General features: G+C 70.6%; 13 protein-coding genes. 7 read left to right on the forward strand and 6 right to left on the reverse strand.

Features of this window, described 5'->3' with window-relative positions; genetic code table 11:
* Window positions 1-4: 4 nt before the first annotated feature.
* Complete coding sequence (locus APR04_RS10385; protein ID WP_253869807.1) at window positions 5-790, reverse strand: crotonase/enoyl-CoA hydratase family protein; 786 nt, start codon at window positions 788-790, stop codon at window positions 5-7.
* A 60-nt stretch (window positions 791-850) separates the two neighbouring features.
* A complete protein-coding gene (locus tag APR04_RS10390) occupies window positions 851-2,503 on the reverse strand; it encodes a lysyl oxidase family protein (protein ID WP_253869810.1) in 1,653 nt (550 codons plus the stop codon).
* A gap of 217 nt (window positions 2,504-2,720) precedes the next feature.
* Here APR04_RS10390 and APR04_RS10395 point away from each other — a divergent pair, with 217 nt between their 5' ends.
* Entirely contained in the window at window positions 2,721-3,392 is a 672-nt protein-coding gene (locus APR04_RS10395) for an HAD family hydrolase (protein ID WP_253869814.1), read from the forward strand.
* A 56-nt stretch (window positions 3,393-3,448) separates the two neighbouring features.
* Window positions 3,449-4,570, forward strand: coding sequence for a 3-phosphoshikimate 1-carboxyvinyltransferase (aroA, locus tag APR04_RS10400; protein WP_253869816.1), 1,122 nt, complete (start codon window positions 3,449-3,451; stop codon window positions 4,568-4,570).
* A gap of 277 nt (window positions 4,571-4,847) precedes the next feature.
* Here the strand turns inward: aroA and APR04_RS10405 are convergent, their stop codons facing one another.
* Window positions 4,848-5,603, reverse strand: a complete 756-nt coding sequence (locus APR04_RS10405) for an SOS response-associated peptidase (protein ID WP_253869818.1) — start codon at window positions 5,601-5,603, stop codon at window positions 4,848-4,850.
* Window positions 5,604-5,739: 136 nt separating this feature from the next.
* On the opposite strand from APR04_RS10405, the gene APR04_RS10410 reads away from it, so the two are divergent.
* The 4 genes from APR04_RS10410 to APR04_RS10425 all read left to right on the forward strand — a co-directional run bounded on the left by APR04_RS10410 (window position 5,740) and on the right by APR04_RS10425 (window position 12,144).
* Window positions 5,740-6,999, forward strand: a complete 1,260-nt coding sequence (locus APR04_RS10410) for a multidrug effflux MFS transporter (protein WP_253869821.1) — start codon at window positions 5,740-5,742, stop codon at window positions 6,997-6,999.
* A 64-nt stretch (window positions 7,000-7,063) separates the two neighbouring features.
* Complete coding sequence (locus tag APR04_RS10415; RefSeq protein ID WP_253869824.1) at window positions 7,064-9,316, forward strand: esterase-like activity of phytase family protein; 2,253 nt, start codon at window positions 7,064-7,066, stop codon at window positions 9,314-9,316.
* A 54-nt stretch (window positions 9,317-9,370) separates the two neighbouring features.
* Window positions 9,371-10,630: an LCP family protein gene (locus APR04_RS10420; RefSeq protein ID WP_253869826.1), complete on the forward strand. Its 1,260-nt coding sequence runs from the start codon at window positions 9,371-9,373 to the stop codon at window positions 10,628-10,630.
* Between the two features lie 197 nt (window positions 10,631-10,827).
* Window positions 10,828-12,144 (forward strand): LCP family protein, encoded by a 1,317-nt coding sequence (locus APR04_RS10425; RefSeq protein ID WP_253869829.1) that lies wholly within the window; start codon window positions 10,828-10,830, stop codon window positions 12,142-12,144.
* A 59-nt stretch (window positions 12,145-12,203) separates the two neighbouring features.
* Here APR04_RS10425 and APR04_RS10430 read toward each other — a convergent pair whose 3' ends face one another.
* Both APR04_RS10430 and APR04_RS10435 read right to left on the reverse strand, forming a co-directional pair.
* Window positions 12,204-12,812 (reverse strand): LysE/ArgO family amino acid transporter, encoded by a 609-nt coding sequence (locus APR04_RS10430; protein WP_253869832.1) that lies wholly within the window; start codon window positions 12,810-12,812, stop codon window positions 12,204-12,206.
* 96 nt (window positions 12,813-12,908) lie between these two features.
* A complete protein-coding gene (locus APR04_RS10435; protein WP_253869835.1) occupies window positions 12,909-13,820 on the reverse strand; it encodes a LysR family transcriptional regulator ArgP in 912 nt (303 codons plus the stop codon).
* 90 nt (window positions 13,821-13,910) lie between these two features.
* Between APR04_RS10435 and APR04_RS10440 the strand changes: the two genes are divergently transcribed.
* The gene (locus tag APR04_RS10440; RefSeq protein ID WP_253869837.1) at window positions 13,911-14,528 is read left to right on the forward strand and encodes a LysE/ArgO family amino acid transporter; all 618 of its coding nucleotides are present in this window, start codon (window positions 13,911-13,913) and stop codon (window positions 14,526-14,528) included.
* Between the two features lie 18 nt (window positions 14,529-14,546).
* Here the strand turns inward: APR04_RS10440 and APR04_RS10445 are convergent, their stop codons facing one another.
* Window positions 14,547-15,794: an aminotransferase class I/II-fold pyridoxal phosphate-dependent enzyme gene (locus APR04_RS10445; protein ID WP_253869839.1), complete on the reverse strand. Its 1,248-nt coding sequence runs from the start codon at window positions 15,792-15,794 to the stop codon at window positions 14,547-14,549.
* Window positions 15,795-15,965 lie beyond the last annotated feature (171 nt).

The following is a 15,965-nucleotide window of genomic DNA, read 5'->3' on the forward strand; positions in this document are numbered from 1 at the left end:
CGCCTCATCGGGGCTTCTGCAGCGCCCGCAGCGCGCCAGGGAGCAGCTTCAGCTGTTCCCTGCGCTCGGCGGCGAACGTGCGCCGGTCACCCGTCGACCACTGCCGGTCGAACAGGCGCTTCGCGGCCGCCACCGCCTCCGGGCGCCGTTCGGCGATCCGGCCGGCCAGCGTGAACGCCTCGTCCAGCGGGGTGTCGGTGACGGTCCCTGCCAGGCCGAGCCGGACGGCGTCGGCCCCCGTGAACTCCTCGGCCGTGAAGGTGAGACGCTTCGCCGTCTCGATGCCGACCAGCTGGGTCAGCGCGCGGATCCCTGACATGTCGGGGACCAGGCCGCGCTCGACCTCCTTGACGGACCACCGGGCGTCGGGGGCGGTGAGGCGCAGGTCGGCGGCGAGGGCGATCTGCACGCCCGCACCGAGCACGTGGCCGTGCACCGCCGCGATCACCGGGACGGGCACCCGCCGCCACGCCCAGCACGCCTCCTGGAACAGGTTGGTGCCGCGCGGCGTCGGCACGAACGCCCGCGCCACCGCTGCCGGGTCGCGGGCCGCCGCGCCGAGGTCGAGCCCGGCGCAGAACGACCTGCCGTTGCCCGAGACGACGACCGCACGCAGGCCGGGCTCACGTCGCAGGCGGCGCGCGGTCGCCCTGAGCCCGCCGAGCATCGCCAGCGACAGCGCGTTGAGCTTGTCGGGCCGGTCGAGCCGGACGTCGGCGATCCCGTCCGAGATGCTGCAGGTGATGCGGCTCTCGGACGGGACCACCGACGGCGAGGTGCTGGCGCTCATGAGGCGCAGCCTACGCAGCGCCGGCCCAGGACGGACGCGGCGGTGCGAATGGGGCGGTCGTCAGCGCAGGTCGAGCGGGGTCTCCGTGTCGACTCCCTCGTACGCCGGAACCTTCACCGTGCGCGCGCCGGGCTTTCCGCCGAGCACGACGGTCCGGTAGCTGATGTTGTTGGACTTCGTCCGCTCGTGCAGCGCACCGTTCGGGTTCACGGTGATCTTGATCTGGTAGGTGCCGTTGCGGACGTCCGTCAGGTCGAACGCCTGGGTCTGGTACTGCGAGTAGGTGTCGCCCCAGCCGGCGGGCAGGACCTCACGCAGCCACAGCGCGGACCGGTCGCCGCAGCTGCTGTCGAGGCCGGTCGCCTCAGGGCGCCAGGCGGCACCTGGCACCGAGAGGTCCACCGGGTCGGTCGGCACCAGGCACCAGGACTGCTTGCCGCTCGTCGTGACCAGGTCGCCGTTGGTCTTGACGAGCTCGTAGCTCGCGAAGTCCAGGAAGTGCCAGTGGTCGTGCTCAGGGGCGTCGTGGTACTCCATGGTCCCGGTCTTGGCGTTGCCGACCTCCTTGCCGTCCCGGTAGAAGAACTGGTGGGCGTCCATGACCTCCGCCGAGCCCTTCCGGTAGCCCTCGACCACGAGGGGAGCCGGCCCCGCGTTCCACTCGTGGGCGCTGAAGCTCAGCCGGTCGGTGCCGTCCTCGTTCTCGGTCCCGATCTCCCACGCCGGCATCGACACGAGGTCGGGCAGGGTGTCCTTGGCAGGCTTCTTCGTCGACGGCTCGGTGCCCTGCTGACCGAGCGAGGGGTGGTCGCCGCCGTGGTCGCCGTCCCTGAGCGCGAAGAGGTTCACGCGGTGCTCGGGTCCCGTGCTGCCGGCTTCCGCGCCGTGGGTGCCGTGGGTGCCGGCGCTCTGCGCCCGCAGGTCCTGCGCGCGGGCGGTCAGAGGGGCCTCCTCCGCCAGGGTGCTGAAGCCCTCGTCGGGCTCACCAAGGAGCTGCTCGCCGACGTTCGCGCAGTCGAAGGTGTCGCACTCGTCGACGATCTTCACCTTCTGGGTCAGCGAGCGGCCGTTGGCGGGCAGGCCGAGGACCTTCGCGACGGGCGCGCTGATGCTCGTGGTCACCACGAGGTTCTTCCGCTTGGTCTTCAGCTCGAAGTACGCGTCGACCTGGGCCGCCCAGCCCTGCTCCACCCCGAACACCGTCGACTTCGTGAACCAGGCACCGCCGCAGAACGAGGGGTACACCGGCTCGGTCCGGCCCGTCGGATCGACGCGCTGGCGGTCCATGCCGCCAAGGCACAGGGAACGGGTGTCCTTGGACAGCACCTTCCCGTCAGTCGTCGCGACCTGGACGGTGAGTCCGTCCTTGAGGCCGTTGAACCCGTCGACGAGCGAGGCGGGCACCTTGGTCGTGGTGCGCTTCGTACCGCGGATGACGGTCTTGGTGAGCGTGGTCGGCTCGGAGAGCTTGGTGCGCTTGGCCCAGAACTCGTAGCTCCCGTTGTGCGCGGCCAGCCAGAACGACGAGTCGAGATAGACGTAGCCGTCGTAGTTGTAGGCCGTGACGGTCTCTGCCGCCGGTGCGATGCTGAGGCCGTGTTGTGCGGAGGCCGTGGGAGCCGCCGGTGCGGTCGTGGCGGTCGATGCGGAGGCGACGTGGGTCGCACCCCCCTCTCCGAGCAGCCCGAACGCCAGCACTGCGGCGATGCCCATCGTGAGTAGTCGAGATGATGGTCGGGACGAGCGACGTGCGGTCATGAATCCCCCACTGGGTAAGGACAGCAGATCTGTCACCGCCAGGGACGCCGTCGACTGCGAGAACGTTGCCCCGATTCGTCCACTTCACCCAAGAAAGTCCCCTATGTGATTTTCGCGAGCCGGTGGAGCAGGGGCTGACGGGCGGGATGCAGGTGTATGACACGATGCGAACGTGCTGAAAGTCGTTCTCTTCGATCTTGACGACACACTCGTGGACCAGGAGGGTGCCTCCCGCACGGCGCTCCTGGGCTGGTTGCCCGAGCTGGGTCTTGACCTCGACGACCTGGATGAGCTGGTCACCGCGTGGGGCACCATCGCGGAGGAGGCCTACCGGCGCTACCAGCGGCGCGAGATCACGTTCGCCGAGCAGCGCCGGGTCCGGGTGCGGGAGTTCCTGGGCGCCGACGCCACCGCCGACGAGGCCGACGAGATCTTCACCGGCTACCTGACCCGCTACGAGCGCGCCTGGACCGCTTTCGACGACGCCGTGCCGGCTCTGCGCCGGGTGCGCGACGCAGGTCTCGTCGGCGCGCTGCTGACCAACGGCGACACCGCCCACCAGCGGCTCAAGCTCGACCGCACGGGACTGGCCGAGCACCTCGACGTCGTCGTCGCGTCGGACGACCTGCCGGCGGGCAAGCCCGACCCGCGTGCGTACGCCGCCGCGTGCGAGATCCTCGGCGTCGCGCCGGGCGACGTGCTGATGGTGGGCAACGACGTGGAGAAGGACTATCAGGGCCCGCTCGACGCAGGGCTCGGCGCGGTGCTGCTGGACCGGCACGACCGGCACCCGGAGGTCGCGGACCGGATCCGGACGCTGGACGAGGTGCTGCCTGCGACATAGGTCGTTCGCTGGGTGACCGTGCCGCACACTGCTCGGCGGGTCGCTACGGTCAGGACGTGACTGTCGTAGAGATCCCAGAGCAGGACGGCTCGGGGTGGAGCGTGGACGGCGCGCCCGCCGGCCCGCCCCGCGGGTCGGCCGACGTGTTCACCAGGGACGGCGCCACGACGTCGCGCTTCCTGCCCGTCCTGGCAGCGACCGGTAGCGGCAGCTACGCGTTCGACTCCTCGGCGCAGATGCGGCGCCGTCCGATGGCTCCTCTCACCCGGGCGCTGCGCGAGCTGGGGGCCACCCTGGAGTTCGGCGGTGAGGCCGACCACCACCCCGTGACGGTGCGCGCTGCGGGTCTCGCCGGCGGGGTGGTCCGCCTGGATGCGGGGACGTCCTCGCAGTTCCTCACGGCGTTGCTCCTCGCCGGGCCGCTGATGCGTGACGGGCTGACGGTCGAGGTCACCGACCTGGTATCGGAACCGTACGTCGCGATCACGACGGCGATGATGCATGCGTTCGGGGTCGACGTGACCCAGGACGGGCGAACGTACCGGGTCGAGCCGGGAACCTATGTGGCCGGCCGGTACGAGATCGAGCCGGACGCGTCGTCCGCGAGCTACTTCTTCGCGGCGGCGGCGCTGCTCGGGGAGTCGATCACCGTGCCGGGTCTCGGGTCGGCCGCGCTGCAGGGCGACCTCGCGTTCGTCGACGTCCTCGCCCGGATGGGCGCCGACGTCGACAAGCGTGCGGAATCGACCACGGTGACCGGGACGGGCGAGCTGCGCGGGATCACGGTGAACATGCGCGACGTCTCGGACACCATGCCGACGCTCGCGGCGATCGCGCCCTTCGCCGACGGCCCCACACGGATCGTCGACGTCGCCAACACCCGGGTCAAGGAGTGCGACCGTCTTGACGCGTGCGCGACGAACCTCCGTGCCATGGGCGTGCGGGTCGACACAGGGCCCGACTGGATCGAGATCCAGCCGGGCATCCCGCGCCCTGCAGAGGTGCGATGCTTCGCCGACCACCGGATCGCGATGGCGTTCGCTGTCGCAGGGCTGCGGACCCCGGGTGTGACGCTGGACGACCCGCAGTGCGTGAAGAAGACCTTCCCGACCTTCCACGCCGTGCTCGCCGACGTGCAGCGCTCGATCGGCGGCGGCGGCGGAGTCTCGGCGGTCTGACGGCGGTCCGGTAGCCGTGGGATCGAGCTGGGGCGGGGTAATCCGGGGCAGACCACCGCAGGCAGCCATATACCAGGCACGCCATCGTCCGCGGGGGACGCCATGGTCCACCTATCCGGGCTGATTCCGCGGACTATGGCGTGCTACGCAGAAGATGGCGTGGCTGACTGCGCTCAGCCGCCTTCGACCGCTTTGACGTCCGATGCGGACCAGGCTTCCGCGAACCGTCGCATGTTCTTGACATTGGAGCGGGACCGGACGCGCTGCTTCAGATCCGTCAGACCTCCACCGGCTCCGGGTCCCTCGGATCCCGGTCCGCCTCGATGAGCTCCGGCCCGTCGTTCCGGACCGAGCCCACCGCGTCGCCCACTGGACGCGTCGTCAGCGGCGCGTTGTCGACCTGGAGCAGGTCCGACGCGTCGCGGACGGCCGGGTCCAGCCACGCGTCCCAGGTCTCCGGGGGTAGCACGAGCGGCATGCGGTCGTGGATGGGTGCCATACGGTCCGACGCCGGGCGGGTCACCACCGTGGCCGACACCAGCCAGCGGTCTGGATCGGTCTCGCTCGCCGTCGGGTTGCGCCAGAACTCGTAGAGGCCGGCGAGGGCTGCCACGCCGGAGCCCGAGGGGTGGATCCAGTACGGCTGCTTCGCGACCTTCTTCGAGCCGGTGGCAGGCAGCGCCAGCTTGCGCCACTCGTAGTAGCCGTCGGCGAGCACCAGGCAGCGCCGCGCCGCGAACGGCTTGGCGAAAGCCGGCTTGTCGAGCAGCGTCTCGGAGCGTGCGTTGATCATGCGGGCGCCCACGCCGGGGTCCTTGGCCCAGGACGGCACGAGCCCCCAGCGGGCGAGCCGCATCGACCGGGTGACGTCTGTGGAGTCGCGGGCCGCCCGCTCGACGACGATCCGCACCGGGTCGGTCGGCGCCACGTTCCATGACGGCGGAAGCAGCCGCGCGTCCTCGGCGAGCTCGGCGATGGCGAGCTGGTCGGCGAGGTCCTGGGTCTGGGTGAAGGAGGCGAAGCGTCCGCACATAGGACCAGCATGCCCCGAGCCACTGACACTCGCGGCGGGTCCCGAACAGCGGGCAACGGTGAACGGGGGCAAAATTCTTCGTGCGAGACCCAAATCACCCTGTCCACCGTCGTATCGATTCGATAGGATGATGCGCATGCCATCCGAAGCGCCGTCGGGCGTGCCTTCTGCCACGCCCGGACGCCGCGCTCCGTCGCCTCGGTCGGCCCTCAAGTGGGTGATCATGCTCGGTGCGCTGGCGTGCCTGCCCGCCCTCACCGTCGATATGTATCTACCCGCCCTCCCACAGGTCGCCTCTGATCTCGGCGGGTCCGACGCGCTCGCCCAGCTCACCGTCTCCTGCATGCTCGTCGGTGGTGCGCTCGGCCAGCTCGTCATCGGTCCGCTGACCGACCGCTTCGGCCGCCGTCTGCCGCTGATGATCGGCATCGGGATGCACGTCCTGGTCTCCTTGGCCTGCGCCGTCGTGGACGACATGTACATGCTGATCGGGCTCCGCCTCGTGCAGGGCTTCTTCAACTCGGCGGCGAGCGTCGCCGCGATGGCCACCGTGCGCGACCGCTTCGTGGGCGCAGAGGCCGCCCGCATGCTGTCGCGCCTCATGCTCGTGATCGGCGTGGCACCGATGCTCGCGCCGTCGCTCGGCTCGATCGTGCTGGAAGCGTTCGCCTGGCGCTGGATCTTCGTGGTGCTCGCCCTGATCGGTGCGGCGCTCGCGGTCATCGTGTTCTTCGTGATGCCGGAGACCAACCCGGTGGCGCGCCGCACGACCGGCGGCGCGTCGTCGGTGCTGCGTGGCTACCGCACGCTGCTCCGCGACAAGCACTTCATGGCGCTCGCCCTCATCCCAGGGCTCGGCATGGGCGTGGTCATGAGCTACGTGGTGGGTTCCCCGTTCGTGTTCCAGCAGGGCTACGGCCTCACCCACGGGCAGTTCTCGCTGCTGTTCGCCATCAACGGGCTCGGCCTGGTGCTCTCCGCACAGGTGAACGCGTCGCTGGTCCGGCGGGTCGCGCCCATCCGGCTGCTGCGCACGGCCATCGTGGCGCAGGTAGTGATGTCAGTGCTGCTGGTCGTGATCGCGGTGACGCAGCTGGGTGGCCTGATCGGCCTCCTGGTCGCCCTGTGGCTCGTGCTCGCGTTCCAGGGTCTCATCCCCGCAAACGCCTCGGCCCTGGCGCTGTCCCGGCACGGCGAGATCGCCGGTACGTCGGCCGCGATGATCGGTGCGGTGCAGTCGCTGCTGGCCGGCCTGGTGTCACCGATCGTCGGCCTGCTCGGCAGCGACACCGTCGCCATGTCGGCCGTGATGCTCGGCTCGGGTCTGACCGCGTTCGTCGTGCTGGCCTCGGCCACCCCGGCGTACCGCAAGGGTGGCTGGCACACGCCGATCTGAGTGTTCACCCGTGCTTCGGGCTGGATTCACCGGAATGACGGCTCCGCCGTCTTGGCTCGCTCGCATGAGCACACCCATGCGTACCCGCGCCGCGCGCGCGGTGGGCGCCGCGGCAGCAGCATCGCTGCTGCTGCCAGCGGCCGTCGCCGTCGCCGTCGCCGGACCTCAGCACGGTCCCGGTTCGGGGCCTGAGCACCACCGCGGCTCCCACCTCGCCGCCACCCTGGCTGGTCGTGCCACGCTGTCGGCCGACCACCTGGCCGAAGGCCCGCCGTCGGGCGCCGCGGCGAGCCCTGGCAACGGGCGGCAGGGGCCCTGGGACGGCCAGGTGATCCCCGGCTTCTCCGCCATGATCGACAACCACGACGGGACGTTCTGGGCCCAGCCGGACAACGGCTTCGGGGCCAAGGGCAACTCCGCCGACTTCCTGCTCCGCAACTACCTGGTGCGCCCGCAGTGGGACACCGGCCGCAAGGGCTCCGGCGACATCAAGGTGCTCGACCACATCGAGTACAACGACCGCGACGACGTCCTGGACTTCGACATCGTCAACGACGACACCGACGAGCGGCTGCTCACCGGCGCCGACTTCGACATCGAGTCGGTGGTCCGGGCCAAGGACGGCACGCTGTGGGTGGGCGAGGAGTTCGGCCCGTTTCTGCTGCACTTCGACGCCGACGGCACGCTGCTGGAGGCCCCGTACGAGTTCCCCGACGGCAAGTCGCCTGCCAACCCCTACCTGGAGCCGGGCGAGACGCCCAACGTCGGCAGCAGCCGTGGCTTCGAGGCCATGGCGGGCAGCGGCCGGTACCTCTACCCGGTGGTCGAGGGCGCGCTGGCCGACGACGACGACGCCCGCCGCCGCTGGATCTACCAGTTCGACACCCGCAAGGGCGAGTACACGGGCGAGCGCTGGGCGTACCAGACGGACCGCGAGGCCAACGTGATCGGCGATGCCTTCGCGACCGGCCGCGACTCGATGCTGCTCATCGAGCGCGACGACTTCGAGGGCGACCAGTCGGTGACCAAGCGCGTGTACGAGATCGACCTGAGCCGCACGGACCGGGACGGCTACGTCCGCAAGGAGCTCGTCGTGGACGCGCTGCGGATCGAGAACCCGCGCGGCATCGACGCAGGGGAGGGCTACGGCCTCGGCGACACGTTCGCCCTGCCCGTGCAGTCCTTCGAGACCGTCCTGTTCGTCGACCGCGACACGCTGCTGATCGGCAACGACAACAACTACCCCGGCAACGACGCGCGCGTCACCGGCACGCCGGACGACACCGAGATGGCCCTCGTGGACCTCAAGAAGAAGCGCGTGACCGAGGACGGCGTGACCGTCGTCGGGCACCGTGGGGCGTCCGGCTACCGGCCGGAGCACACGCTCGCCGCGTACGAGACCGCCATCAACCAGTGCGTGGACTACATCGAGCCCGACGTCGTCTCCACCAAGGACGGCGTGCTGGTCGCCCGCCACGAGAACGAGATCGGCGGCACGACCGACGTCGCCGCCCACGCCGGGTTCGCGGACCGTCGCACCACCAAGACCATCGACGGCACCTCGATCACCGGCTGGTTCACCGAGGACTTCACGCTCGCCGAGCTGCGCACCCTGCGGGCCAAGGAGCGCCTGCCGCAGGTCCGGCCGCAGAACACGCCGTTCGACGGGCTCTACCAGATCCCGACCCTCGATGAGGTCCTCGACCTGGCCCGCAACAGCCGCACCTGCGACGGGGCGCCCGTCGGCGTCTACCCGGAGACGAAGCACCCGACGTACTTCGACTCGATCGACCTGTCCCTGGAGGAGCCGCTCGTGCGCGAGCTGCGCCGGAACGGCTTCGACCGCGCCGACGCCCCGGTGATCGTGCAGTCCTTCGAGGTGGGCAACCTCCAGGACCTCGACACGATGACCGACGTCCGCCTCGGCCAGCTCGTCAGCAGCAGCGGCGCGCCCTACGACCTCGTGGCCGACGGCGACCCGCGCACCTACGCGGACATGGTCACCCGCAGCGGGCTGCGTGAGGTCGCGTCCTACGCCGACGGCATCGGCGCCGAGAAGAACGTGCTGATCCCGCGCGAGGCCGACGGCACGCTCGCCGCGCCCAGCCCCGTGATCCGGGACGCGCACCGTGTCGGTCTCGAGGTGCACACCTGGACGTTCCGGCGGGAGAACCAGTTCCTCGCCGCGGACTTCCGCTCGTCGAACGATCCGAACGGGATCGGCGACATGGTGGGCGAGGTGCAGGTGTTCATGGAGGCGGGCCTGGACGGCTTCTTCACGGACAACCCGGACCTCGGCGTCGCCGCGGTGAGCTGACCGCCGCAGCCACCTGAGAGGCAACGTGCCGGGGTACCTGCTTATGCTCCACAGGTGCCCCGGCACCTCCGTACCCAGCGCAGTCATCGCGTCGCGCGAGCCGCGGCGCTCGTCGTCGTCGGTGCGCTCGCCTTCGTCGCGGCCGGCGGCGCCGCTGCCTACCTCGACCTGAGACAGCAGATCGGCGTGAGCGACGTCTCGGGTCTGGTCCAGGGTCCGACGCCGCCAGATCCCGACGACCCGTTCACCGGTCGCAGCCTCAACATCCTCGTGATGGGCACCGACCTGCGCGGCGGCGAGAACACCGAGATCGCAGGCGAGGGCGAGGGCGGGATGCGCTCGGATACCACCATGCTGGTGCACGTCTCGGCGGACCGGTCGCGCATCGAGGTGGTCTCCGTCCCGCGCGACTCGCTCGTCGAGATCCCGTCCTGCAAGCTGCCCGACGGCACCGACTCCGGCGCCACGTCCGGCATGTTCAACAGCGCGTTCACGATCGGTGGTGGTACGCAGGAGGACCTCACGCACGCCGCTGCCTGCACCATCTCCACGGTGCAGAGCCTCACGGGCGTCCCCGTCACCAACCACATGGTGGTGCAGATGGACGGCGTGGTCGACGTGGTCGACGCGCTCGGCGGGGTGCGGATGTGCCTGCCCGAACCGCTGGTGCAGGACCCGGAGTACGGGCGGTTCGAGCTGCCGGCCGGCGAGCAGACGCTCGACGGCCGCGAGGCCATCGGCTTTCTGCGCGCACGGCACGGCACCGGTCTGGGTCTCGAGCAGGGCAGCGACCTGGCGCGGATCGCACGCCAGCAGGCGTTCGTGGACGCGCTGGTGCGCCAGGTGCTGGACCAGAACCTCCTGACCAGCTCACCGCGGCTGTACCGCACCATCCAGGCGGTCCTGCGCGCGATCTCCGCGGATCCCGGCCTCGCCGACCCGGCGGCGCTCGCCGGTCTCGCCTACAGCATCCGGAACATCGACCCGGCAGAGATCGTGTTCACCGAGCTGCCCGTCGTGGCCTCCGCGACGGACGCCAACCGGGTGGTCTGGGCCGAGGACGCCGCGGCGATCTGGGAGCGGATCGCGGCCGACGAGGCGCCGCGCCGGGCCGAGCCGTCGGCATCGCCGTCGGGCAGCGAGAGCGGCCAGGGACCGGGTGAATCCTCGGGGGGCTCGTCGGGCGAGGCGTCGGGGCCGGCCGACGGCGCGGAGCCGGACGCAAAGACGGACACGGAGGGCGGGACGGCGCGGCCGGACACGCCTGACGCGTCTGCGTCGCCCTCGCGTCTGCCCGGCGTCTGTGCGGACTGAACCCGAAACATGGCCTGAAGAGTGCCTGGGAACGGCAGGACTTATTTACACGTTTGCCGCACTGAGGCCATAGTCTCCGGTGCGTGGTGAATGACTTCTGGACGGCGGTCCGACCTGTTGGCGAGGTACTGCGAGGCGTTCCCCGGCACGCGCGAGCGGGCGAACGGCAACCTCGTCACGTCCGCAGCTGGCGCAAGATGTTCTTGTTCCGCGGGGTCACGATGGGGGTCGTCGGCGCCATGGCGTTCGGCTCGGCCGCGGCCGCGACGGCCTATCACAACGCCGTCGGGCAGATCGATGTCCAGGACCTGGACGGTCTGGTGGCCGAGCAGGTCAAGCCGAAGGACCCGTCCGACCCGTTCAAGGACGAACCGGTCAACCTGCTCCTCATGGGTACGGACATCCGCGACGGCAGCAACGCCGACATCGGCGGATCCGTCGAAGGCATGCGGTCGGACACGACGATGCTCATGCACATCTCGGCGGACCGGGAGTGGATCGAGATCGTGTCGTTGCCCCGAGACACGTTCGTGGACATCCCGTCCTGCACGCTCCCGGACGGCAGCCAGTCTCAACCGCACCGGGACAAGTTCAACGCCTCCTTCACGGTCGGGAGCGGCGGTACGGATCTCAAGCATGCCGCCGCGTGCACGATCAACACGGTCAACGCCATGACCGGAATCACGGTGACGAACCACGCGGTGGTCAAGATGAACGGTGTCGTCGACGTCGTCGACGCCGTCGGCGGCGTGCGGATGTGCCTGCCTGAAGCGATCCACGGCGACCCGGCGTCGGCCCGCATCGACCTGCCGGCCGGCGAGAACCGGCTCGACGGCAAGACCGCCATCCAGTTCCTCCGGGTGCGCAAGGGCACCGGCATGGGGCTCGACATGGGTAGCGACATCACGCGCATCGTGCGGCAGCAGGCGTTCATCAACGCGACGCTGCGGCAGATCCTGTCCGCTGAGACGCTCGCCGACCCGACCAAGACGTTCCGCCTGATCAATGCGGCGCTCGGCTCCCTGAGCGCCGACCCGGACATCGCCAACCCCGGCAAGGTCGCGGGTCTCGCGTGGTCCCTGCGGGAGATCAACAAGCGGAACATCATCATGACGGAGGTTCCGGTGTACGACATCACCGAGGGCACCGCGAGCGGTCTGGCCTGGCAGCCGGAGGCGCAGGAGATCTTCACGCGCATCGCGGCAGACACGCCCCCGGACAGCGTGGTGCTGCCCGACGCGGAGCCGTCGGACGCACCGAGCACGAGCGGCGAGCCCAAGGAGGGCTCGGCCGACGACGGCGCAGGAGCTGGCGACGAGGGCGCTGGCACGGAGGGTGAGAGCGACGCGGAGGCAGGTGACACCGACACCGAAGCGCCGGCCGACGAGACCGGGGACGCCGGCGACGAGACCGGTACGGCCGACGAGACCGGTACGGCCGACGGTGGTACCGCGGACGAGCCGGCGAAGCCGAGCCCGAGCCCCGAGGTACTGCTCGAGGGCGTCTGCGCCTGACCCGTGTCAGGCGTACAGGTCGGTCGGGTGACCTGCACGCCTGATGTCTGCGGTCAGCTTCAGGCGCCACCGAGGATGAGGGACGCCGCCACGGCCAGCATGGTCAGCGCGATGACGGAGTCGAGGACCCGCCACGCACCGGGCTTCTCGAGCAGCGGCGCGAGGTAGCGCGCGCCGTAGCCGAGCGCGACGAACCACGTGGTGCTGGCGACGCACGCGCCGAGCCCGAACCACCAGCGGTCGTCGCCGTGCGTCGCCGCGAGCCCGCCCACGAGCACCACGGTGTCGAGATAGACGTGGGGGTTCAGCCAGGTCAGGGTGAGGGTGGTCGCGACCGCCGCGCCCACCGTGCGGTTGGTCATGCTGTGCCGCCCCATCACCACGCGCTGGCCCTTCACGGCGCGGTATCCCGCCATGCCGCCGTAGACCAGCACGACGACGGCGCCCGCCCACCGCGCGATCTCGACGACGAGGGGCGCGCTCTGGATCAGGGCGCCCAGTCCGCCGACCCCGGCCGAGATGAGCACCAGGTCGCTGACAGCGCAGATGCCCGCCACCAGCCCCACGTGCTCCCGCCGCAGTCCCTGGCGAAGGACGAAGATGTTCTGCGCCCCGACGGCGACGATGAGCGAGAGGCCGAAGGCCATGCCGGCAAGGGCGGAAAGCATGACTGAACCGTAGGAAGTCGGACAGCGAATGTCCGGTTCATGATTGGGAAGTGCGGCAGGGCTGGACCTGGGCTAATGATGGGGTATGTCCGGATTTCACGCAGGGAGCAGCCTGCGTGTTGCTTCTTTTCGCAGTGCGGCCGTGACCCGGTCGAGGACGCTGGACCGGAGCTTCCACTGCTGCAGGTAGAGCGGTACGTCGACCACCGTGTCGGCCTCGAGCGGCGTGATGTCGCCCCCGGCGGGACGGTCGCCGAGGGAGGGGCGGTCCAGCAGCATGCCCCAGCCCAGGCTGAGGTAGATGGCCTCCTCGTACTCGACGGTGCTCGGCACGTGGTGCCGCGGCGGCCTGGCCCTCGAGGCTCGCTCGCGCAGGAACATGTCCTGCAGGTCATCGGTCCGGTCGAAGACGATGACCGGCGCGGCGGCGAGCGCTTCCGGCGTCGGGCCGTGGGGGAACCAGCGCTCCGCGAAGGTGCGCGTGCATGCCGGGCGGTAGCGCATGACCCCGAGGGGGGTGCTGCGGCAGCCCTGCACCTGGGCGGTCTGCGAGGTGACCGCGGCCATGACCACACCCTCGCGGAGCAGGTCGGCGGTGCGGCTGTCGTCGGCTCGGTGCAGGTCGAAGGCGACGCCGTCGACCTGTGCCAGGGCTGGCAGTACCCAGGTGGCCAGCGAGTCGGCGCTGACCGCGAGGGGCACGGTCACGAAGCTGTCCGGCCCGCCGGACTCGTCCCGCTCGCCGGCGTCGTCCGCCCCGAGCTCCGCCGCAACCTCCGCGCCGAGCAGCTCCGTCTGCCGGGCGAGCCGCAGCAGGGCCTGCCCGGGCGCGGTGGCGACCACCGGTCGGGTGCGCCGCACCAGCACGCTGCCCGCCGTGTTCTCCAGCGCACGGATGCGCTGGCTGACCGCCGACGGCGTCACGTGCAGTGTTCGGGCCGCTGCGTCGAACGAGCCCTCGGCCACCACCGCGGCCAGCGCTTCGAGCTGGCGGGAGTCCCATCGCATGCCATCAGTCTGCCGCATCTTCAGTTCTGCTTACGCAGCCATAGAAACATGAACTGGTCTTCAGCCGCCGCGCTGCCTAGCGTGGAAGACATGCTCAACCTGCTCGCCGGACTCGGATTCGGTCTCTCGCTCATCGTCGCCATCGGCGCTCAGAACGCGTTCGTGCTGCGCCAGGGGCTGCGCCGTGAGCACGTGGCCGTCGTCGCGGCGATCTGCGCAATCTCCGACGCATTGCTCTACGCGGCGGGCGGGGCAGGGTTCGGGCCGCTGGTAGAGCGGTGGCCCGACGCGGTGGAGGTGATGCGCTGGCTGGGCGCCGCCGTCGTGCTCGGCTATGGGGCGATGGCTGCCTGGCGCGCCCTGCGCGGCGACACGAAGCTCGCGGCGGCCGAGGACGGCGCGCTGGGCGACAGCCCGGGCCGGCGCCTGCGGCCGGTGGTCCTCACGACGCTCGCGCTCACCTGGCTGAACCCGCACGTCTACCTCGACACCGTGCTGCTGCAGGGTTCGGTCGCGGCCACCTACGGCGACGACCGCTGGCTCTTCACGGCCGGGGCGATGGTGTCGAGCATCCTCTGGTTCTGCGGCCTCGGGTATGGCGCGCGGCTGCTCGCACCGGTGCTGAATCGGCCGGGAGCCTGGCGCGTGGTCGACGGCGTCATCGCGCTGATCATGCTGGCCGTGGCGGTCTCGCTGCTCGCGGGCTGACCGTCCGGGCTTCACCGGCTAGCTCAGCGGGACCCCCAGTCCGGCCAGGCGGGTCGCCGCCTCGCGCAGCACCTCATCGCGCTTGATGAAGGTGAACCGCACGTGGGAGGCGAGCGCCTTCGCCGTCGGAGAGCCGGCGCGGCAGAACGCCGCCGCCGGGATCGCCACCACGCCGGCGAGCTCGGGCAGCCGGCGGCACAGCTCGACGCCGTCGCGCAGGCCGAGGCGACCGAGCAGGTTCGACGCATCGGCCATCACGAAGTACGTGCCGGCCGGGCGGTTCACCGTGAAACCTGCCGCCTCCAGTCCCGCGCAGAGGAGGTCCCGACGCTCGGTGAGGGTTGCGGCCAGCGCGCGGGGGGTGTCGTCGTCGGCAAGGGCCTGGGCGATGGCAGGCTGGAATGGCGCGCCGGACGTGTACGTGAGGAACTGCTTGACCGTCCGGACGGCCGTGACGAGGTCGGCGGGCCCGTGCAGCCAGCCGATCTTCCAGCCGGTGAACGAGAACGTCTTGCCCGACGACGAGACGGTCAGCGTGCGCTCGGCCATGCCCGGCAGCGTGGCGATCGGGATGTGCTCGGCGCCGAACGTGAGGTGCTCGTAGACCTCGTCGGTCACGACTATCGCGTCACGCTCCTGTGCCACCGCTGCGACGGCCGCGAGCTCGTCCCGGGTGAGCACCGCCCCGGTCGGGTTGTGCGGGGAGTTGAGCACGATCATCCGCAGGCGAGGGGAGGCGGCCGCCCGGAGCGCCGCGACGTCGAGCCGGAAGCCGTCCGGCCCGGGGACCAGGGGAGCGGTCACATGCGTGGCGCCGGACATGCCGATCGCTGCAGCGTGCGAGTCGTAGAACGGTTCCAGGGTGAGCACCTCGTCGCCCGGACGGGTCAGCGCGAGGACCGAGGCGGTCAGCGCTTCGGTGGCGCCGGTGGTCACCAGCACCTCGGTGTCGGGGTCGACGTCCAGCCCGTAGTGCCGCTTCTGATGGTCCGCGACGGCCCGGCGCAGCTCCGGCACGCCGTCGCCCGGCGCGTACTGGTTGCGCCCCTCCTCGATGGCCCGGATCGCGGCCTGCTTGACGTACTCGGGGCCGTCGACGTCGGGAAAACCCTGGCCGAGGTTGATCGCACCGGTGCGGGCGGCGAACGCCGACATCTCGGCGAAGATCGTGACGGCGACACCGCCGTCGTCGGCGAGGAGACCCGCCGCGCTCGCGGTGTCCTGCCAGCGGTCCCGGCCGCGGCCGGGTGAATGGAGTGAGCTCATGGGGTCGACGATAGCCATCGCGCGTCTACCGGGAGTTCATCTCTGGCATCCCGGACAACCCTCTTTACCTGCGCGTTTGTGGACAACCCTGTGGATGTGGTGGATAACCCCGGTCCTTGGGGAAAGTTATCCACAGGGCGCCCTGCGGAGATGAACACTTGGCCTCATCGT

It is taken from the genome of Promicromonospora umidemergens (assembly GCF_024171995.1).
Lineage (GTDB): Bacteria > Actinomycetota > Actinomycetes > Actinomycetales > Cellulomonadaceae > Promicromonospora > Promicromonospora umidemergens.